The organism is Bradyrhizobium sp. CCBAU 65884 (genome assembly GCF_028128835.1).
Taxonomy (GTDB): Bacteria; Pseudomonadota; Alphaproteobacteria; order Rhizobiales; family Xanthobacteraceae; genus Bradyrhizobium; species Bradyrhizobium ottawaense.
Map to the genome: position 1 here is coordinate 1 of NZ_LBJU01000129.1, position 18,659 is coordinate 18,659.

Annotated in this window: 21 protein-coding genes and 1 pseudogene; 10 read left to right on the plus strand and 12 right to left on the minus strand. The window is 63.5% G+C overall.

Annotated elements, in window-relative coordinates:
* From XI03_RS30615 to XI03_RS30625, 3 genes and pseudogenes are all read left to right on the plus strand, one after another.
* A pseudogene (locus tag XI03_RS30615) lies at positions 1-363 on the plus strand (DUF1269 domain-containing protein); the annotation flags it as partial.
* Positions 364-599: 236 nt separating this feature from the next.
* Entirely contained in the window at positions 600-785 is a 186-nt protein-coding gene (locus XI03_RS30620) for a hypothetical protein (protein WP_028142624.1), read from the plus strand.
* A gap of 253 nt (positions 786-1,038) precedes the next feature.
* Entirely contained in the window at positions 1,039-2,325 is a 1,287-nt protein-coding gene (locus XI03_RS30625; protein ID WP_028142625.1) for an NRAMP family divalent metal transporter, read from the plus strand.
* A gap of 63 nt (positions 2,326-2,388) precedes the next feature.
* Here the strand turns inward: XI03_RS30625 and XI03_RS30630 are convergent, their stop codons facing one another.
* The 6 genes from XI03_RS30630 to rocF form a co-directional block, all read right to left on the minus strand.
* The gene (locus XI03_RS30630) at positions 2,389-2,673 is read right to left on the minus strand and encodes a hypothetical protein (RefSeq protein WP_028142626.1); all 285 of its coding nucleotides are present in this window, start codon (positions 2,671-2,673) and stop codon (positions 2,389-2,391) included.
* Positions 2,674-2,942: 269 nt separating this feature from the next.
* A complete protein-coding gene (locus XI03_RS30635) occupies positions 2,943-3,452 on the minus strand; it encodes a PRC-barrel domain-containing protein (protein WP_028142627.1) in 510 nt (169 codons plus the stop codon).
* 302 nt (positions 3,453-3,754) lie between these two features.
* The gene (locus XI03_RS30640; RefSeq protein WP_271594197.1) at positions 3,755-4,177 is read right to left on the minus strand and encodes a hypothetical protein; all 423 of its coding nucleotides are present in this window, start codon (positions 4,175-4,177) and stop codon (positions 3,755-3,757) included.
* 105 nt (positions 4,178-4,282) lie between these two features.
* On the minus strand, positions 4,283-4,627 hold the full coding sequence (locus XI03_RS30645) for a DUF1236 domain-containing protein (RefSeq protein WP_018319180.1): 345 nt from the start codon (positions 4,625-4,627) through the stop codon (positions 4,283-4,285).
* A gap of 126 nt (positions 4,628-4,753) precedes the next feature.
* Positions 4,754-5,092 carry a hypothetical protein gene (locus XI03_RS30650; RefSeq protein WP_271594198.1) on the minus strand — a complete coding sequence of 113 codons (339 nt, stop codon included), beginning with the start codon at positions 5,090-5,092 and terminating at the stop codon, positions 4,754-4,756.
* 286 nt (positions 5,093-5,378) lie between these two features.
* Positions 5,379-6,356, minus strand: a complete 978-nt coding sequence (gene rocF, locus XI03_RS30655) for an arginase (RefSeq protein ID WP_028142630.1) — start codon at positions 6,354-6,356, stop codon at positions 5,379-5,381.
* Positions 6,357-6,617: 261 nt separating this feature from the next.
* On the opposite strand from rocF, the gene XI03_RS30660 reads away from it, so the two are divergent.
* Complete coding sequence (locus XI03_RS30660; RefSeq protein ID WP_028142631.1) at positions 6,618-6,878, plus strand: hypothetical protein; 261 nt, start codon at positions 6,618-6,620, stop codon at positions 6,876-6,878.
* Between the two features lie 15 nt (positions 6,879-6,893).
* Here the strand turns inward: XI03_RS30660 and XI03_RS30665 are convergent, their stop codons facing one another.
* Together XI03_RS30665 and XI03_RS30670 are read right to left on the minus strand one after the other, a co-directional pair.
* A complete protein-coding gene (locus XI03_RS30665) occupies positions 6,894-9,635 on the minus strand; it encodes an EAL domain-containing protein (protein ID WP_271594199.1) in 2,742 nt (913 codons plus the stop codon).
* Positions 9,636-9,694: 59 nt separating this feature from the next.
* Positions 9,695-10,936, minus strand: a complete 1,242-nt coding sequence (locus tag XI03_RS30670) for a FecR family protein (RefSeq protein ID WP_173015795.1) — start codon at positions 10,934-10,936, stop codon at positions 9,695-9,697.
* Between the two features lie 131 nt (positions 10,937-11,067).
* Here XI03_RS30670 and XI03_RS30675 point away from each other — a divergent pair, with 131 nt between their 5' ends.
* The 3 genes from XI03_RS30675 (at position 11,068) to XI03_RS30685 (ending at position 14,480) form a co-directional block, all read left to right on the plus strand.
* Positions 11,068-12,864: a ShlB/FhaC/HecB family hemolysin secretion/activation protein gene (locus XI03_RS30675; RefSeq protein WP_271594200.1), complete on the plus strand. Its 1,797-nt coding sequence runs from the start codon at positions 11,068-11,070 to the stop codon at positions 12,862-12,864.
* A 130-nt stretch (positions 12,865-12,994) separates the two neighbouring features.
* Positions 12,995-13,825, plus strand: coding sequence for an alpha/beta fold hydrolase (locus XI03_RS30680; protein ID WP_271594201.1), 831 nt, complete (start codon positions 12,995-12,997; stop codon positions 13,823-13,825).
* 337 nt (positions 13,826-14,162) lie between these two features.
* Positions 14,163-14,480: a c-type cytochrome gene (locus XI03_RS30685; RefSeq protein WP_271594202.1), complete on the plus strand. Its 318-nt coding sequence runs from the start codon at positions 14,163-14,165 to the stop codon at positions 14,478-14,480.
* A gap of 186 nt (positions 14,481-14,666) precedes the next feature.
* Here the strand turns inward: XI03_RS30685 and XI03_RS30690 are convergent, their stop codons facing one another.
* Together XI03_RS30690 and XI03_RS30695 are read right to left on the minus strand one after the other, a co-directional pair.
* A complete protein-coding gene (locus XI03_RS30690) occupies positions 14,667-15,008 on the minus strand; it encodes a phasin (protein ID WP_028142637.1) in 342 nt (113 codons plus the stop codon).
* A 155-nt stretch (positions 15,009-15,163) separates the two neighbouring features.
* Positions 15,164-15,349, minus strand: a complete 186-nt coding sequence (locus tag XI03_RS30695) for a hypothetical protein (RefSeq protein WP_028142638.1) — start codon at positions 15,347-15,349, stop codon at positions 15,164-15,166.
* Positions 15,350-15,947: 598 nt separating this feature from the next.
* Here XI03_RS30695 and XI03_RS30700 point away from each other — a divergent pair.
* Complete coding sequence (locus XI03_RS30700; protein ID WP_028142639.1) at positions 15,948-16,304, plus strand: hypothetical protein; 357 nt, start codon at positions 15,948-15,950, stop codon at positions 16,302-16,304.
* 46 nt (positions 16,305-16,350) lie between these two features.
* On the opposite strand, the gene XI03_RS30705 is transcribed toward XI03_RS30700, so the two are convergent.
* Both XI03_RS30705 and XI03_RS30710 read right to left on the minus strand, forming a co-directional pair.
* Positions 16,351-16,926, minus strand: a complete 576-nt coding sequence (locus XI03_RS30705; protein WP_028142640.1) for a hypothetical protein — start codon at positions 16,924-16,926, stop codon at positions 16,351-16,353.
* A gap of 42 nt (positions 16,927-16,968) precedes the next feature.
* Positions 16,969-17,499 (minus strand): GcrA family cell cycle regulator, encoded by a 531-nt coding sequence (locus tag XI03_RS30710; RefSeq protein ID WP_271594203.1) that lies wholly within the window; start codon positions 17,497-17,499, stop codon positions 16,969-16,971.
* Positions 17,500-17,662: 163 nt separating this feature from the next.
* Between XI03_RS30710 and XI03_RS30715 the strand changes: the two genes are divergently transcribed.
* The gene (locus XI03_RS30715; RefSeq protein ID WP_018644790.1) at positions 17,663-18,271 is read left to right on the plus strand and encodes a S24 family peptidase; all 609 of its coding nucleotides are present in this window, start codon (positions 17,663-17,665) and stop codon (positions 18,269-18,271) included.
* A 112-nt stretch (positions 18,272-18,383) separates the two neighbouring features.
* On the plus strand, positions 18,384-18,659 hold the full coding sequence (locus XI03_RS30720) for a hypothetical protein (protein ID WP_271594204.1): 276 nt from the start codon (positions 18,384-18,386) through the stop codon (positions 18,657-18,659).

Here is an 18,659-nt window from a genome sequence, read left to right on the forward strand (position 1 = left end):
ATCCCCGGCCTCGGACCGGTCGTCGCGGCGGGCTGGCTCGCCTCGACCGCCGTCGGCGCCGCTGCCGGCGCGGCCACCGGCGGCATCGTCGGCGCCCTGACGCAGGCCGGCGTCTCCAAGGAAGATGCCTCGCGTTATGCCGAGGGCATTCGCCGCGGCGGCACGCTGGTGTCCGCGAGGGTGCCCGACCAGGACCGCGCGCGCCTCGATGCGCTTCTCCACGAGAAGTCAGTGAACCTGCAGGATCGCAGCGCTGCCTGGCAGAAAGCCGGCTGGAGCGACTTCGATGCCGCAAGCCCGCCATTGTCTCCCGAGGACATCGGCCGCGAGCGCGAGCTCTACGGCGTGGGCACGCGGCGATAGGCCATCCCACACCCGCCACGACAAAGGCCCCGCGACGCGGGGCCTTTTTTGATGGGAATGCGCCGTCAGCGCAGCGCTATCACGTCCCGATTCTCTCATCCTGCGGATGCTTTGCCCGACAGATCAAACTTTAACTCAAATGCAGCAAAGCGGATTTGGCGAAATGAAATCTCTTCGCGCCATGCTGGGACATGTGCTTGCGCGAATGCAATCGGGAAAGCGTCGGAGAGATTGCCATGTACTACGTCGCCGCTGCATTGCTGGTACTGTCGGGACTGTTCTACTCCGCGAGCCATCACGAGATCGGCTCGTTCGGCGTCACCATGTGCAGCTATGGCAGCGCATTCTGCGATAATCCGCTGATCGTCTTTTCCGGCGCCGCACTGGCCGCTGCCTGGGGCATGTTCGTTAGCGTCAAGTAGCGCGACGGACGTCCTTCATCCCCAACGTTCAAAGGCCCGCCGCCGGCGGCAAGCAGCCTCGCGGACTGACTTGAGCTTGCGAGAATTTGGGCTGCGGGAGTTTTTGCGATGATGGCAATCTACACCTGTTTTGCCCGACAGTCAAGTCGATTTAGCATTATCAGAAATAGATAGGACGCCTGCGCGGCGAGGAACTTTCGTTCCCCGATTGGCATTTGCTGTGAAAGCATCTGCCCCGACGAGGACCCCGTTCATGAGCGACCGCGCTCTCACGCCGACGAAATCCGCGCCGACGTTGCTGCAAAGGCTGGGGCCGGGCCTCATCACCGGAGCTGCCGACGACGATCCCTCGGGCATCGCCACCTATTCGCAAGCCGGCGCGCAATTCGGCTACGGGCTGCTATGGACGGTATTTCTGACCACACCGTTCATGATCGCGATCCAGCTCGTCAGCGCGCAGATCGGCCGGGTCACCGGCAAGGGACTTGCCGCCAACGTCATGAAGCTCGCGCCGCGCTGGGCGGTGCTGAGCCTGGTCGCCATGCTCGTTGCCGCCAACACGTTCAACATCGCCGCCGACATCGCCGCGATGGCCGAGGCGCTCTCGCTCGTCATCGGCGGCCTCAACCACGAGCATGCGCTGATCTTCGCGGCGGGCTCGACCCTGCTCCAGGTGTTCCTGCCCTATCGCCGCTATTCGCCGGTGCTGAAATTCCTCACCTTGGCGCTGTTCGCCTATGTAGCGACCGCCTTCACCGTCAAGATCCCGTGGAGCACGGCGCTGCTCGCCGCGGTGTGGCCCAAGGCCGATGTCAGCGCCGATTATCTGATGATGGTCGTGGCCGTGCTCGGCACCACCATCAGCCCCTATCTGTTCTTCTGGCAGGCCTCGCAGGAGGTCGAGGAGATGAATCAGGGCGAGCGCGACAAGCCGCTGCGCGAGCTCAAGCGCGGAGGCACCCACGAGCTCGACCGCATCAAGATCGACACCTTGTCGGGCATGCTGCTGTCCAACGGCATCGCCTTCTTCATCATCCTCACCACCGCATCGGTCCTGCATGCCAACGGCGTCACCAAGATCAATTCGGCAACGGAGGCGGCCGAAGCGCTGCGGCCGCTGGCCGGCGATTTCACCTTCGCGCTGTTCGCGATCGGCATCATCGGCACGGGCCTGCTCGCGATCCCGGTGCTGGCGGGCTCGGCCGCCTACGGCGTCGCGGAGATCTTCGGCTGGCGTGCCACGCTGGAGGCCAAGCCCGACGAAGCCGCCGGCTTCTACACCATCATCGCCGCGGCAACCATCATCGGATTCGGCCTCGGCTTCACGGGCATCGACTCCATCCACATGCTGGTGTGGAGCGCAGTGCTCAACGGCATCGTCGCCGTGCCCATCATGGCGATGATGATGCTGATCGTCTCGAGCCGCGCGATCATGGGCCGCTTCAGGGCCCGGTCATGGCTGATCGCGCTGGGCTGGCTCGGCACCGCGCTGATGGCGCTGGCCGTCCTCGCCTTGCTCGGCTCGTCGGTGATCGGCTGAGGTTAGAGCGGCGACAACGCCGCCGAGATCTGCGAGGCGGCCCACTTATCGCGAGCAGCGAAGCTACGGCGTCACAGGGTTGACGGTCGGCGACGTCTTGGGTCCCGGCCGTGACGGCTCGATCGGTGATTTCGGGTTGGTCGGGAGCACCGCGGCACCGGCGGCCCGTGCCGCTTCTCCCGTGGTCGCATACATCGCAATATGGGCCGGCTGGGTCTTGGCGCGGCTCCAGGGGCCGTGATCGACAATCAGCATTGCCGCAATCGTCACGCCAGCCACGATCAGCGCGATCACACCGGGATGGCGGAGGGCGGCAGAGATGGAGCTCGCGAAACGAGTGTTTGTCATCGAAAGATCCGCTGTTGTCCTCATGCAGGGTTAATTCAATGGCGCCCCTCCCGGTTCCCCGCCTCCTTCGGGACGGGCGGTTCCAGCCTGCAGAGGCCACGATCCTGCGGTCGGGAAATCGACCCGGCCCGGCACCGCATTGCCGAACCGAGTGAATAGCTTCAATACACGTGGCTCAGTGTGAAGCGCCGCTGCAAGCGGCTCCGGTGTGGGCCAAATGAAAAGGGCCTCCAAATGGAGGCCCTCGATCTCGATAACGTTTCGTCCTGTCAGTTGTAGTCCGAATATTTGAACTGCGGGAGCGCCTTCAACTGCTCCTTGTTTCCGCTCATGACGGCGTGATCGGGGACCCAATCATTGGTGTTGCGGGTCGTGGCGTTGGTCGAAGCCGCGCCGGTCGTCGTCTCGCGGGAGGTGGTCGAAGTGCTGGTCGAGCTGGTCCGCACAGGCTCTTCCACGAACTTCAGCTTGTCCATCGAGACGGCGATGTCGTGCTCGCCCATTCCCAGGAAGCCGCCGATGCCGATCACCACCGCGTTGATCTTGCCGCTCTTGTCGACGAGCAGTTCGTTGATGTCGCCGAGCTTCTCGTTGGCTTCGTTGTAGACGTTCAGGCCCATGAGCTTCGAAGCGCGCCAATTGTCCTTCAGCATCATCTTATCGGCCGGCTGTGCGGTAGCAGCAGGAGCCGCTCGGTCAGCAGGCGGGGTGGATTGCGCCAACGCAGCGCCGCTGATCAGCGTGCTGGTGATCAGAGCTGCGGCAAAAATTGTCTTCATCGATCGTCTCCTCCAGTGAACCAGCATCCAGATGGGATGCCCGCCCGCCAACGCGTGAATGTTCCACTTGTTCCCGGTTTGGCACTGGGGCGGCGGCTCACAGCGCCTGTTTCCTGCGGCTATCGCTATCGCCGCATCGCGCGCCCCGCCTACGCCTATTACGGCGGATCTTATCCGGTCGTTCGGCGCCACTGGCATCGGCACCACCGCCATTGGTGAGTCCTGCCGATCTGACCGCAAAAAGGGGCCGCGCTTCAGATGGGCGCGGCCATTTCCTTTACATCACTTGCGAACTTTTCCGCTCACCACCATCCGCCGGAAAACGGGTCGTGTCGCTCGAAGGCAAGCCATCGCTCGGGTGCCCTTTTCGATGATTTGGCCGAGCGCTTCGGATGCGGACGGGCCTCTGCGGAGATTCGCGCGGGCGGTTCTTTCTTAATCTGGCCGGACGGTGCTGCAGGCATGGCGGCCATGGCTTCACGCATTTGCTGCCGAGGTTCTTCGGGAGTTGGATCGGCCTGGGCGATCTTCGGCACATCGGCGCTCAGACGCGTATCGAATACGATCTTCTCCGGTAATCTTCTTGCCGACGTGATCCGGATGATGGTTCTGTCAGGATCTGCCATCGCTGCAGGCTCGCCGGGAGCCGGCAAGTACCGGTCGGCAGCGAACAGCAAGGTCAGCAGGAGCCCGCCGACGAAGACGAAATATCGAATGATCGGCATGACCGCTCGCAAACAAGAATAAGAAACGAGAATAAGGGTGAGGTATTGGGCGGGGCCGGGCTGGCGGGAGGCGGGCCGCCTGCTGAGCGACCCGCCTCCCGGGACTTAGTCGATCTCTTGGACGACCGTGCGCGTCGACGGATCGACCAGCATCACGCGTTCGCCCGAGTAGACGTAACGGTACCTGGTGAGCGAGGGGCCCCAATCGGCGGGCACGGCCTCGAGCTCGACCTCGCGCGGCACCGGCTGGCCGACCACGATTTTCTCTCGGGTCTGCACCGGGCGCACCTTGTGTTCGGTCACGTAGGTACGAATCTTTGTGCGGTATTCCGGCTCGATCTGCACGGCGGCGGCATGGCCGGTGCCGGTGGTGGTGACGACGGTCGACTGCGCCAGCGCGCCGGTCGAGATCAGCGCAGCAGCCGCGCACGTTAGCATCAGCTTCTTCATGGGTATCTCCTCACCGCAGGATGCGGCTTGCGAGAACCCAGGGACCGATGACAAGGTTCCAAAGATGTTGCCACCTTTTCCCGACGTGCAGAACCGAATTTGGCCGAAGGGCCCGCGCGGCGTTCGCTAAGGTCGCGGCGCCGGCTGCGGCGGCGCAGCGGGTTGCTGCGAAGGTGCGGCGGGCGGCTTGGGCTGCTCCGCCGGCGCAACAGAATCTCCCCCGCCGTGTGGCACACAGGTGCCCACGTTGCTCAGCAGTTTTTTCGCCTCGAGATCGCGGGCCTTCCTGTAGTCGCTACGCCGGTCGATTCTTGCGGCGGCCACACGGTCCCAGGCATCGAACGCATCGGAGTAGTGCTGTCGCATTTGCGCTTCGGCGGACAGGCAGTCACTGAACTTGTCGAATACGAGATCGGTATTGACGGGGGCGACGCCATTCACGAGGACCACAAGCATCCATTTCATGGTGTCCGCCTACGTTCGCGCCCGCACATCGGGAACGGTGTTATGTCGGCAAAGTTCCGGCCGGGTCACCAGCCGATCTCTCTGACGAACATACTGAAGCGCCCCGAACGAGAGAGACCTGCGTGCACCATCGATATCCAATCTGCCGGAGCAGAAAAAAGGCCCCAGCTCGCGGGGATATCGGGGGCGTTCGAGCTGAGGCCATACGGGGTCGCCCTTGGGGAAGGGCATCGGGAAAACTTGGCAACCGAGGGAATGTTCCTGCCTAATTTTGAAGGCGACGGCATCACTCGCCCGGAGCGATCGCGTTGCTCGGCGTCGGTCGGTCGGTGATCTGCTGGCCGAACAGGCTGCCGATCAGTTCGACCGCCGTGCGCGCGGTCCGGCCGCGCTCGTCCAGGAACGGATTGAGTTCGACGATGTCGACCGATCCCACCACGCCGGAATCGTGCAACAGCTCCATGATCAGGTGTGCCTCGCGATAGGTCGCTCCACCCGGCACCGTGGTGCCGACGCCCGGCGCCACGCACGGGTCGAGGAAATCGACGTCGAAGCTGACATGCAGCACGCCGTTGCTCGCCTTGACCCGCTCGATGACGCGCCGGATCAAGACGGCGACGCCGAACTCGTCGATCTGACGCATGTCGACGACCCTGATCCGGCGCGCGCGCATCAATTCGTTCTCGAGCTTGTCGATCGAGCGCGCACCGAACAAATCGAGCCTGTCAGGGGTGATCGAAGCGCGCGGATCGTCGCCGAGCAGGCCCTCGAGGCCGGGCTCACCACACAGGAACGCGGCCGACATGCCGTGCATGTTCGCCGTGATCGTCGTCTGCGGCGTGTTGTAGTCGGCATGGGCATCGAGCCAGAGCACGAACAGCTCGCGTCCACGCTCCTGCCAATGACGCGCCATGGCATTGACCGAACCCATGGACAGTGTGTGATCGCCGCCGAGAAAGATCGGCAGCGCGCCGGTTCTCGCGATCTCATGGCCTCGTTGGCTCAGAACGCGCGTCCAGCGCTGGATCTCGCGGTAGTGATTGGCCCTTTCCGGCGGCCTGTCGGTGAGGTCCCCGACTTCGGCCACGGAAAGATCGCCGTAGTCGACGACCTCGAAATCCAGGCTTTCGAGCAGTGTCGCAAGGCCTGCGGTGCGCAGCGCCGCGGGGCCCATCAAGGTGCCGCGCTGCGAAGCCCCCATGTCGATGGGAGCGCCGAGCAAGGCGATGCGCCGGCCTCGATCCGTCACGGTCCGATCGGTCACGGCTGTCTCCTGACATCAACGAGCCACCGCCAGCCTAACAGAGATTCGCACCCGTCGTTTCCCGGGGTAGGTCCGCCGTGGACGTCCTATCGTTCGGAACAAAATCCCGCGCGCTGAATTGCCCATCCAAGGCCGGCACCCGCCGTAAACCACGGCGCCTGTCGCGGATAGCCAAAGGTCATCAAGACCCGCTGTTCAGAACGAGCGCTCGCGCGGATAGCCAAAGGTGCCGGCCCATCGTCAGGTCTGGAGGTCGCGCAGTTGAGCACGGAGATACCGGAATCCACCTCGCAACCCGGCATGGCCGAACGTGCCATCGATACCGCGGCGGACGTCTCCCGCACGGTGGGTGAAGTCGCCGGAGGCCTGCACGCAGCGGTCGATCGTCTGACCTCCGCAGTCGAGGAATCGCGCAAGCCCGGCGGGGCACTCGCGACGGTCGCAGCGATCACGCGCGAGGCGCCGCTTGCGAGCCTGTTCGTCGCTTTCCTCTTCGGGGTCGCGGTCGCGCGGCGGCGATAGAACGAAGCCGCCTGCTCAGGCAGCGCTGGCCGCGTCGAGCTCGGTTGCCAGGAATTGCTTTTCGAACGCCTCGGCAGGCATCGGACGGCCGAAGAAATAACCCTGTCCTTCCGCGCATCCCATGCTGACCAGGAAGTCGGCAGTCGCGCGGTTCTCGATGCCTTCCGCCACGACCGTGAGGCCGAGCTGCTTGCTGAGGCCGATGGTCGAACCGACGATCGCGGCATCGTCGGAATCGGCGAGCAGATCGAGCACGAACGAGCGGTCGATCTTGAGCCCGTCGAGCGGAAACTTCTTCAGATAGCTGAGGCTCGCATAACCGGTGCCGAAATCGTCGAACAGGACGCGCACCCCGAGCTCCTGAATTCGCTTGAACATGTCGAGCACGCGGCGTTCGTCATGGATCAGGATGTCTTCGGTCACCTCGATTTCGAGCAGTGACGGGGTAAGCCCTGTCGCTTCGAGCAACGCCGCAACCGAATGCGCGAGATCGCCGGAGTGAAGCTGCGAGGGCGACAGGTTGATCGCAACGCGCACGCCGTTGCCGGATAGTTCCCAGTCACGCGCCTGACGGCAGGCGGTCTCCATCACCCAGTTCGCGATACGCTCTGACAGTGCCGAGGTGTTGACCACCGGCATGAATTCTCCGGGCGAGACGTAGCCGCGCACCGGATGCCGCCAACGGATGAGCGCTTCGGCCCCGATAAGGCTGCCGTCGATCAGACGAACCTGGGGCTGGTAGAACAGTTCGAACTCGCCGCGATCCGCCGCAAGCGCCAACTCGCTCTCCAGCGTCAGCCGGTTCTCCAGCTCCTGCCTGATCGCAGCCTCGAAGATCACATGGCTGCCGCGCCGCGTCATCTTGGCCTTGCTCAACGCCAGATGAGCATTGCTGAGGAGTTCGTCGGCGCTCTGTCCGCCTTCGCCGTAGACCGCGACGCCGATGCTGATCCTGACACGATGCTGGCGCGTGCCCGTCGCAAGCGGCGTTTCGAATGCACGCGCGATCCGCTCGGCGAACTTCACGATCGGCTCACCGCCATCTGCGGCTTCGCGCGCAATGGCGAATTCATCTCCGCCGAGCCGGGCGACGATCGCCCGATCTCCGGCCTGACCCTCCAGGCGAATGGCGACCGCCTGCAGCACCAGATCTCCCGCCGAATGCCCCAACGTATCGTTGATGCCCTGGAAGCCGTCGAGCCCGATGACGAGCAACGCGACTTCGCGAGGCCGTCGCTCTGCATTCGCAATCATGCCGGCCAGTCCGGCATGCAGCGTGTTGCGATTGGCAAGACCGGTCAGCGCGTCGTGTTCGGCAAGATATTTGACGCGTTCGGCTTCCCGCCTGCGGACCGAGATGTCGCGCAGGATCGCGCCGTACTGAAAGCCGTCCGTTCCCTGCCAGCCCGAGAAGCTCGCCTCGACGGCGAAGGTTTCGCCATTCTTGCGCCGGCCCTCGAACTCGACGACGACCGCCCCGCCCGGAACCAGCAGCGCCTGGCGCGCGGCGTCGTGCATGGACGGCCTTGCATCGCCGTCCACCGGCACGGCGCATAGCGTTTCGAACGGACGGCCGATCATCTCCGCCGGCGCGTAGCCGAAGATCGTGCTCGCGCCGGGATTCCAGACCGTGATCCGGTGATCCTCGTCGGTGCAGACGAGACCATCGCCAAGCGACATCGCGATGCGGTGAAAGCGGCTCTCGGCGATGCGTCCCAGGAGACTGCGGAAATCGATTTCGTCCAGCGCAATCGCGGCCAGATAGGCAACGATCGCGATGTGAAATAGCGATGTGTCGATGACGAGGGGCCATCTTGCCTGCACGAGGGCCGCGACCAGCTCGATAGCCACCCCGGAGGCGATCAGGACCGCGACGCGAATTCCTGGCGCGAGGCGACGCCACGCATACATCATCAGCAGGCAGATCACGCCCAGACCCAGGATCATGCCGATATCGGATGTCCAGTGCAGCATCCGGCCCTGGAGGATCGATTCTGCGGCCAGTGCCTGGAGGACCGGCCCCGAGACGATCCTGCCGTTGGGAACGCTGAACCGGTCACCGAGCTCGAGCGCGGTGGCGCCGACGATGATCTTCTTGCCTCTCACCTTGTCGAGAGCCGCGGCATCGCCGCGCAGCGCGTCGACATAGGAGACGCTCGGAATGGAGGTTGCACGAAGGCTGAAGTCGATCAGGAAGGGCGGCCGCCGGTTGGCATCCTGCCCGGCCAGCACGACGGCCATCGACGGCATCAAGGCATCGCCGAGCTTCTCGCCGAACGGATAACGACGAACGAGCCCGTCGGGTTCGACCGCGACGTTGACGACGGCCGGCCACGACTGGTTGCTGAAACCCTTCAGGGGGCGATTGATGTGCGCCGTGCCGCCGTTCGGCGTCGGCTGCTTGAAGGACGGCAGGATCGTCGAGCCGCCGACATCGCGGAGCGCCTTGACGAAGGCCTCGTCGGACGCCGGATCGGACGGCGTGCTGAAATCGACGTCGAACGCGATGTCCCCCGCGCCCGCCGCCTCGAGCCTGCGCAACAGCTCCGCGTGGAGCCGGCGCGGCCACGGCCACACCCCGATCTGATCGATGGACGGTGCGTCGATGGCCACCACGACGACATTGCCGCTGGCCGCACGCGATTGCCAGCTGAACCGCAGATCGGTGAGCGCGTTGCGAAGCGCACCATGCCATCCCGTGGACAGCACGATCGCAAGCGCGATCACGACGAGAATATGCGGCCGATAACGTTTCACCCGATCCTCCCGCGCACCCGCTTCAACGGATGCGCCCCCTCATCCCCTGGGAAACCGCCTCAGCGCCTGTTGTGGCCGTAGGCATTGCCATGGCCGTTGCCGCCGCCGTTCCCACTGCCGTTGCCGTTGTTGCCCCTGCCGTTGCCGGTGGCACCATGGTTGCCGTTGCCGTTGTTCCCGCTATTTCCGTTGCCGTTGTTGCCGGAATTGCCGTTGCCGCCGGAGTTTCCGTTGTTGGCGCCGGGGCTGTCGCTGGATGCACCGGCTGCCGCTGCCGCGATCGCCGCACTCGCAGCCGAGGCGCTGCTGCCAGCAGCTGCCGCACCGCTCGTCGTTGCCGCAGTCTGGACGGAGCTGTTGGATGCCGGCGTATTGGATTTGCCGTCGCTCCACACCGTGTCAGGACCGGCGTTGGCGTTCGCGTTGCGCACCTGTCCGGGAGCAACCGCGCCGTGGGCGAGCCCATTCGTGACCTTGTGGACATTCAGCCTGACTTCGCCGAGCGAGCTCGAGATGCGCACGACGCCGGCCTTGGAAACATGACCTCCAGCCGCCTGATGCGACGGCTTCGGCACGCCAGCCGCCTTGGCCCCCTTGTCGATGGGACCGAGCGCATGGATCGCATGGCCGCTCGCGGCATTGCGCGGCGCCGACAGGCCCGATTTCGGGACGGGGACACGCTCGATCGTCGAGGCGCGCGGCTTGCCATGCTCGATCGGATTGAACGTCCCCGCGCCGCTCAAGCTGAGTCCAGGCTTGCCGTGCTCAAACACGGTGGCCGCTTGTCCCGGCATGACCTGGGCAATCTGTCCCGTCTTGAAGTCGGAGACTTCGACCTGGCCGCGGAGCACGCCGACCTTGGTGCTGCCAGCTCCCACCGTGACGCTGAACTGCGTTCCCTTGACCACGGCGGCGAGATAGGGCGTCTCGACCTCGAAATGCTTGACGTTGCGCTTCTCGACCTCGAGCAGGATCGATCCCGCCCGCTGGATGATGGTGGTCGAGAGCCCCTCCTTCTTCTCCGAGGGCAAGCCGATCACGGAGTTGGGAGAGATCAGAATGGTCTCCTCGCCGCGGACGAGCAGCACCCGGCCGTTGCGTCCGGTGCGGATGGTATTGCCGGGCTTGAGCGTCGCTTCCTGGTTCAGCGAGACCTGTTGCGCGCCGTCGGTCGCGACCCACACCTCGCCGGTGGCCTTGCTGACCGACCAGACGCCATCCTCCGCGGTAAACGCAGCGGAAGCCGTTCCAAGGGTCAGCGCCGCCACGAGGGCACACCGCATTCCAATTCTGCCAAGCATCACGATCCTCAGTCCGCGTTACAGCCGGAGCTGAGGGGTATCCGGAAATCACTCAAGAGAGGATTAGCGGGAAGCGGCCCGTGCAGTGGCAGCATTAACCAATCATTGACCATAAAAAACTATGAAAAATCATGCGGATAACGAACCCTTACCGCCCCATCGCAAAGTCTCCGTCAAACTACGGAGAGAGATTCGCGACGTACGTTGAGCAGCGGCATCTCATTACCGCGTTGGTGATGGTGGTACCGATCTTTGCGGGAATTTCCCAGGCGTTCGCACAACAGGCGAACCAGCCGGGTTTCGATCCGCGCCAGCCCGAGAAATATTTCGATAACCAAACCGAGCGGGAATCGCTGAGCCGGCCTCCGGTCCGGCTTCCGGGTGTCGGACAGCCCAACACCGGCGGCGATACCAAACCGCAATTCGTGCTGCGCGGCGTCAACGTCAGCGGCGCACACACCGTATCCCAAGATCGGATAGCCGCGATCTATCAGCCCTATCTCGGCAAGCAGGTCTCGCAGGCGGATCTCGCCGCGATCGCCGGCGCGATCAGCGATCTCTACCGCGCCGAGGGGTTCCATCTGAGCCGGGCCATCGTGCCGCCGCAGGACATTGCCGACGGCCGGGTACGGATCCAGGTGATCGAAGGCGCCATCGTACAGGCCGAGCTGAAAGGCGACGGCGCCGAGCAGTTCGGCGTAAGGCCGATGCTCGAGCCGGTTCTGGCCGAGCAGCCGTCGCGCCTCGCAACGCTCGAACGCCAGCTCTTCCTCATCAACGGCAGGCCGGGCGTCCGGATCACCGATACCGCGCTGGAGGAGATCGGTGGCGCGACCGGCCGCTTCCGTCTCACAGTCGTTTTGAAAACCTGGCACGCCTTCTCCTCGTTCGGTCTGGACAATCTCGGATCATCTTCCGTTGGCCCGTGGCAGAGCTACGCCACCGGCGCGTTCAACTCCTACCTCACGCCCGGCGACACGCTGGCAGTCAACCTGTCGACGATTGCCAACGATCCTCGCCAGCTCGGCTTTGCGCGGCTGTCCTACGACACGCCCGTCGGCGTCGACGGCGTGCGCCTCGGCGCTTCCGCCCTGTACAGCGCGGTCCGGCCAGGCGATGCCCGCCGCCTCGACAGCGATATCACGACGACCGAGGCGTTCGAGCTGCGCGCCAGCGTCGTCCCGCTGCAATCGCAATCCTCCACGCTCACGCTGACTGCGGCGACGACCTTCAGCAATGTGTCCGAGCACGACCGTTATGGTCCCTGGTACAACGACCATATCAGGACCGCGAGCCTGACCGCCGACTACCGGCTGCAGGATCGCTTCGGTGGCACCAATCTTGCGACGCTGACCTACCGCCAGGGCCTCGACATCTTCGGCGCCTCGCATTTCGACGACGACCTGTTGTCGCGCGACGGCGCATCTTCGAACTTCTCGGTGCTGAACCTCTGGTTCACGCGCTACCAGACGCTCAACGATACCTGGTCGCTCAGGCTCTCCGCGGCGAGCCAGACCGCATCGCGGCCACTGTTCACCTCGCAGCAATTCTATCTCGGCGGCGTGGCCTTCGGCCGGGGCTATGGCGCAGCCGAGATCAGCGGCGACAACGGACTTGCCGGCTCGCTCGAACTGCGCTTCGACCAGAAGCTCAATTTCCGCTACTGGACCGGCTATCAGCTCTACGCCTTTGGCGACGCCGGCGCCGTCTGGAACGACGGTTACCGCCTGAGTGACGGCCTGTCGCTCGCATCGGCCGGGGCCGGTGTGCGCTTCTTCCTGCCAGAGGATATCCATGCCGATCTCGGCGTAGCGGTGCCCTTGAGCTACCGGGCACCGGACAACGAGCGCCGCAGCCCCCGCTTCCTGTTCACCCTGTCGAGCGCGTTCCGGCTCTGCCCCGAACGCGGCAAGTCCGGCTGTTCGTAGCCACCCCGCGGTCCTTTTTGCGGGCTTGCTCACAGACTTGCCTAAATTTAATCCCGTAAGCTGCTCACGATCGCTCGATCCGGGAGTTCCCAATGACCATGTTCAGTCAAATGTGATTTGAGATGAAACCATGAAGAGGGTGTTTGCAATCCTGGCGTTTCTCTGCGTCCTCGGCGTCGGGGAATATTTCGTCGTTAGTCGGTTCGCGATCCGCCATGAGACTTTGGCGCTGTTCGACGCCTCGCGGCAGCGGCCGATCTCGGTCGACGTGGCGGTGCGGCGCGATTACGAGACCAAGGCGAATCTCGGCCTCTGGAAACTCCCGCTCGCCATCATCAGCAACGGCAACACCGTCAAGGCCACCGAATACTCCTTCCTTGCCAACGTGCTTGCCGCGCGCGGCTATCTGGTTGCCAGCATCCAGCAGGACCTGCCGAGCGATCCGCCGCTGATGACCCATGTCGGTCAGCAATATGTCGGCCGGCGCGAGGTCTATATCCGCTGCGAAGCCAACATTCTGTTCGCGCTGGACAAGCTGAAGAAGCAGCACGAAAACGTCGATTACGACCACATCACCCTCGTCGGTCACTCCAACGGCGGCGATGTCTCCATGTATGTTGCCCATCAGCACCCGGAGCTGGTGTCGAAGGTGATCACGCTCGACAATCTGCGGGTGCCCTTCGTGGTCAGCGACGGCATGAAGATCCTGTCGTTCCGGTCAAAGGATCCGCATTTCCTGACCGATCCCGGCGTGCTGCCGACGCCGGAAGAAGCCAAGGCGCGCGGTATCGACATCGTCCACACTGGCGCGCAGCACACGGAAATGAGCGATCGCGGTCCCAACTCGATCAAGGAGAAGATCCAGGAAACGCTCGACCGTTTCCTGCGCGACAGCGCCAGCAGCGCGCTTGCGCCGGCTGATACGAAAACCCCGATGATCATGAATCCGGGCGACTATTAGCCCGGAACGCTTTGCGGCAGATCAAGGCGGCTCCGAGGCGCCGGGATAAAAGGGCGATATAGCCTCGGAGAGGGACACGTGTCGCACTACATTGAAAGTCTGGATACGAGAAATCTCGATACGAGAAGTCTCGACACGAGAAGTCTTGACACGAGAAGTCTTGACACGAGAAGTCTTGGCCTGCCCGCGGCGAGGATGCCGGCTTTCCTACGGCATCTCTATCGTTCGGCCCGCAAGCTGCTGCGGTCGATCATCGCCCGGATTGATCTCTCGCAATTTCCGGGATCGTGCTGCGGATAAGCATGGCGGCCGCTAATCGATGCATGAAAGTTACCCTATGCACCAGCATTTGAGACGAATTTGCCTGCTGCTTGCCGTAACCTCGAGCTTCGGCACACCGTCGGCTCTCGCGGCCAATGCCGATCACGGTGCGGACCTCGCCAAACGCTGGTGCGCAAGCTGCCATGTCGTCGCGAACGGCCAAACCCAGGCGAGCGCTGACGTCCCCTCCTTTGCCTCCGTCGCGCGCAGGTCGGACTTCAGTCCGGAGAGGCTCGCCTTCTTCCTGCTTGATCCCCACCCGAAGATGCCGAATTTTCCCCTGAGCCGAACCGAAGCCGGCGACATCGCGGCCTACATCGCTTCGCTGCGCTAGTGGCACGCCGAGCACGACGCTCGCCACACATGCAAATCCCCGCCGGAGGACCGGCAGGGATCAGCAGAAGGACGACAGACGGCGAATGTGGTCATTCGGTGGCCCGTCATAGATCTGAGCCGGCATCGAGGTTCGGATCGCCACGCCGCGCAAGTTCAATTGTGGGCATGCTGCGCGCGCGGAGAATCAGGACTTCCCCTTGCCCTGTTGCATGAGACTGCCGGTCATCTGGCGCATGTGATCTCCGGCGCTGGTGAACTGGCTGCGCAGGAAATCGGACTGGATTCGCATCGCTTCCTGAAGGTCGGTGGCATGAACCAGCTTGCGCGCATGCTCGAAGGCCGACTTCATGTTCTGCTCAGTGAAAACCAGCGCCTGCTTCGACACCTCCGTCCCCGGTCCTGGAACGGACGACATCGATTTGGTGGCGGCGTCGAAAAACATGCCGAATGCCTTCTCCGCCTGATCAATTGTCTTCTCGGCCAGGTCGCGCAGTTCGGCCGGAACTTCGAGCTTCGGTTCGATCATGGTCGCACTCCTCCCGTTTTCCCAATTGAATACCACACTTGCCGGATCGCCTTCCAGCGGCCAGCCCGCGTGGAAACGTCGCCGGCGGTCCGGCTCCGGCGGGAAAACGAACGGGAAAACGAGAGAGACGGCGTAAGGCCGGCGCTCGGCCGGGCTCAGGACAAGGGGTGCTCGGGCAGAATTTCTTCGGTGGCGAGGTCTTCGACCAGCTTAATGACCTCGAAACGCTGTCGAGGCGCGAGCTTCAGGAACGCGCGGAGCAGGCGCAGGCTTTCGACCGTGCCGCTCGCCGGCGCGCCGAGCTTGAGGTGCAGTTCAGCCGCGAAATTGAGGTTTTTCATCTCGCACCTATGACAAGCATCGGCTTCGTGACCCGCTCAAGAACCGAACGCCATAACAAGACGCCATACAGGACCCATGGCGACGAACTCTCGGCCGGGTGGCCCCGGCGGGTTGGCACGCCGAATGACATGTCCAAACGACCGGCTCAACCATCTGGTTGCAATTATGTCAAGGAACAACCCGTCCGGCAAGCCCAACAGTGCCTATAGCGATGCTTCGTCTGCATCGCACCACGGCAATTCCGGATAACAGGTATATCGACCGCCGTCACCCACCTGCGTCAAGAAGCGTCATCAATCACGCACGCAGCTCCAATCGCCGTCGATCGGCACGACGTTTCTGCTTGTTTCCGATATGAACGGACATTCGGCTGCGAATGAGCCCTTCTCAGCGCCTACACGTAATTGTTGAGTGCGACCTCGGCGGTTGTATTAACGGCAGAATAACGATCGATCTCGCAAGCCGGATATGTTTCCGCCGGTGAACCGTTGTCCATGAACGAACGACCAAGCCGTTGCGACACGGCCACGCAGACAACGGGCGCCATGGCTGAAAACTCTTGGATTCGGGCGCGCCTCAGCACCAAAGGACGACGGCATGCTTTCTCGCTGCGATCTCATCAAGGGCGCCGCGGTCGCGCTTTTCACCCTCTCGATACAAGGCGCATGGGCGCAGGAGACCAAGATGAACCTGTTCAAGATCGTCACCATCAAGGACGAGATCGTCGTCGGGTTGTCGGCGGAGGAGCTTCAGGCGCTCGGCGGCAATGATGCGAGCGCGGTTGCGCACGCGCTGGCGCAGAAGGGCGATCTCACGGTCTGGCAATATAACGTGCATCGCGGCCCGAACGGTGAATTGCAGCAGGCGCCGACCGCCAGGATCGGACTTTTGGCCAACGCCTCGCTCCGCGTCGAACCCTATTCGACGCCCTACCAGATCGTCCCGCATCCGTGAGCGGCAAACTGGCGCGCCCGCGGCCCAAGCCGCAGGCGTGCCGTTGTCATCTGCGCCGCCCTGCCTGCCGTGTCCCCGTTTCCGTCGCAAAACCGTAGATCAGCGCCAGCCGGTCGAGGCACTCGCGAAAGCGTCGCGCAAAATAGTCGTTCCAGCGCTGCGTACGGACGGCACGACGCTGTCCGATCTGATCCATGGTCAGGCCCAGCACCAGCACGTCGTGCACCAGTGCAGCTCCGTCGGTCCCGAGTTCGCGCTCGACCTGGTTCAGCCGCAGCACCGCCTGGCGCTGGCTCTCGGTGACCGGCTCGCGCGTGCGCGCGCCATCGACATATTCGCGGGTCGGGTCCATCGCCTGAGGGCCCCGCTCCGCTCTCTCCCAATCGTTCTGGAAGGCGCGTCCGCCGAGAAATTGCGCCTCATCGATCTGGTGGTGTGCATGCAGCCGTCCCAGCGGATCGCCACGGATCGACCGGATCGCCACGATCTTCTCACCAGCATCGAGCGCCAGCGGATTGTCGACCTCGACCTCCGCCACTTCGGCATTGAATGGCACGTCGCGGGACCGCCGGTCGTGGATCTGCGCCAATTTATAGGACTTGTTGCGTCGGACACGAGCCACTTGGATACTCCTTGCGAAATCGACGATGAAACGGGTGAGAGTTCAGGCCGCGAAGACCAGCTTCAGCACGACGGGACCGGGGACACGGGCGGACGCAGCCCCGGAGCGACGCGTCAGGCCCGCATGCGGGGCGCAATAGCTGGAGCCCGGCTGGCGCGGATGGCCGCAGAAGGCGATCTCCTCCCCGTCCTTGTCGCCGCCATAGGGATAGCGGCAGTCGGCCGGATCGAGGTCCACCAGTTGGATCAGGCGCGGCTGAACGCCGACGCAGCGCAGCTTCACCCGCACCGCAGGCTTCATTGCGGACTTCGGCAGCACATTCAGATTCGGTAGCACCGCGCGGCGCGGCGAAACCGGGGCCTCACCCGGCAAATATGGCGCGACCGATGGGCTCACGATCCATTCCGGCATGACGAGCCCGAGCCGCTTGGCGCGGCCGATCACCGCATTGCGCGTGTAAGCCGTTCCAAACCTTGCGTTAATCTGCCTTCCGATTTCCGCATAAGACATGCCTTTGAGAAAATAGTCGCGAAGCGCGTCGGAGTGCTCCGACGGCCAATGGCCCGGTTCCATGCTGCTGTCCTGTGATGCGTCTCCTCCGATCGCACGACCGGGGCGAAACAGACATTCCGGTATTCCGAAGAACAAGTCAAGCGATAATTCTGATATTCATAATTGCAACAATTCCGAATTTCGGATTACAAGAGCGAGACGATGGGTAATCGAGGGAATCACCATGTTGGACGTTGCAATGATCGAGCGGGGCCTGGAAAAGACGGGCAAGAGCAAGGGCGGCCTCGCGGCGGCCATGGGCGTGCGGCCCGGCGCGGTCTCGGAGATCCTCGGCGGCGAACGCCTGGTGAAGGCCTCGGAGATCATTCCGATCATGGAATATCTCGAGCTCAATCTCGCGCCGATCATGGGCCGGGTCGGTGCCGGCGCCGTGATCGAGCCGGATTACGAGCAGGTCCCCCCGGAGGGTCTCGGCGACATCGCGCTGCCCTTCCCGATCATGGAAGAGACTGTCGCCTTCGAGATCGTGGGTGATTCGATGCTGCCCAAATACGAGAGCGGCGACGTGATCGTGGTCTACAAGGATCAGCGCCATCCGCTGTCGAGCTTCTACGGCGAGGAGGCCGTGGTCCGGCTCAAGACCGGCGAGCGTTATTTGAAAACGATCGAGCGGGGGAAAAGCCCGTCCGTCGTCAATCTCACCAGCTTCAACGCCAAGCCGATCGTCGGCGTGAAGCTCGATTGGGTGGGTGAGATCTGCCTGTCCATGCCCAAGGGCCAGCTCGAGCGGCTGCGCGCCAAGTCGGCGCGCCCCCGCAAGAAGGGCAAGTAGGGCATCGGCACGGCCGCCGATTTCGCTTTTTCGAAATCGGCCTTGACTTGATTCTGTTTTTCGGAAACAATCTGCCGCGCGCCCGCAATGGGGGCGCGGCAGAGTCGTTTTGATGCAATATTTCGTCGTGATGATCGACTATGGACGGCGGGGCCGCGAGGCGGTCGTCGACCCCGAAATCACAAGGCGTGAGGTCGTCTCCCGCATCGCCTCGGGCGAATACCGGAATGTCTCGTTCATCCACGAGATCGCCGGGAGTTCGGTCGAGGACGTCACCGAGGCGATCCTGACCGAGGCCGCCCTGCCCCGGATCCCGCCCGAAGACGTCGACCTCCAGGCGATTCACCTCGATCACGCCCGCGATGTGCGCAAGCACGAACGGACGTGA

Coding starts and splice junctions, on each gene's coding strand:
- XI03_RS30675 (WP_271594200.1), top strand. CDS start 11,068: ATGCGGATAACGAACCCTTACCGCCCCATCGCAAAGTCTCCGTCAAAC.
- XI03_RS30720 (WP_271594204.1), top strand. CDS start 18,384: ATGCAATATTTCGTCGTGATGATCGACTATGGACGGCGGGGCCGCGAG.
- XI03_RS30670 (WP_173015795.1), bottom strand. CDS start 10,936: ATGCTTGGCAGAATTGGAATGCGGTGTGCCCTCGTGGCGGCGCTGACC.
- XI03_RS30690 (WP_028142637.1), bottom strand. CDS start 15,008: ATGATCGAACCGAAGCTCGAAGTTCCGGCCGAACTGCGCGACCTGGCC.
- XI03_RS30630 (WP_028142626.1), bottom strand. CDS start 2,673: ATGACAAACACTCGTTTCGCGAGCTCCATCTCTGCCGCCCTCCGCCAT.
- XI03_RS30700 (WP_028142639.1), top strand. CDS start 15,948: ATGCTTTCTCGCTGCGATCTCATCAAGGGCGCCGCGGTCGCGCTTTTC.
- XI03_RS30620 (WP_028142624.1), top strand. CDS start 600: ATGTACTACGTCGCCGCTGCATTGCTGGTACTGTCGGGACTGTTCTAC.
- XI03_RS30715 (WP_018644790.1), top strand. CDS start 17,663: ATGTTGGACGTTGCAATGATCGAGCGGGGCCTGGAAAAGACGGGCAAG.
- XI03_RS30640 (WP_271594197.1), bottom strand. CDS start 4,177: ATGCCGATCATTCGATATTTCGTCTTCGTCGGCGGGCTCCTGCTGACC.
- XI03_RS30680 (WP_271594201.1), top strand. CDS start 12,995: ATGAAGAGGGTGTTTGCAATCCTGGCGTTTCTCTGCGTCCTCGGCGTC.
- XI03_RS30710 (WP_271594203.1), bottom strand. CDS start 17,499: ATGGAACCGGGCCATTGGCCGTCGGAGCACTCCGACGCGCTTCGCGAC.
- XI03_RS30645 (WP_018319180.1), bottom strand. CDS start 4,627: ATGAAGAAGCTGATGCTAACGTGCGCGGCTGCTGCGCTGATCTCGACC.
- XI03_RS30635 (WP_028142627.1), bottom strand. CDS start 3,452: ATGAAGACAATTTTTGCCGCAGCTCTGATCACCAGCACGCTGATCAGC.
- XI03_RS30650 (WP_271594198.1), bottom strand. CDS start 5,092: ATGAAATGGATGCTTGTGGTCCTCGTGAATGGCGTCGCCCCCGTCAAT.
- XI03_RS30625 (WP_028142625.1), top strand. CDS start 1,039: ATGAGCGACCGCGCTCTCACGCCGACGAAATCCGCGCCGACGTTGCTG.
- XI03_RS30685 (WP_271594202.1), top strand. CDS start 14,163: ATGCACCAGCATTTGAGACGAATTTGCCTGCTGCTTGCCGTAACCTCG.
- XI03_RS30695 (WP_028142638.1), bottom strand. CDS start 15,349: ATGAAAAACCTCAATTTCGCGGCTGAACTGCACCTCAAGCTCGGCGCG.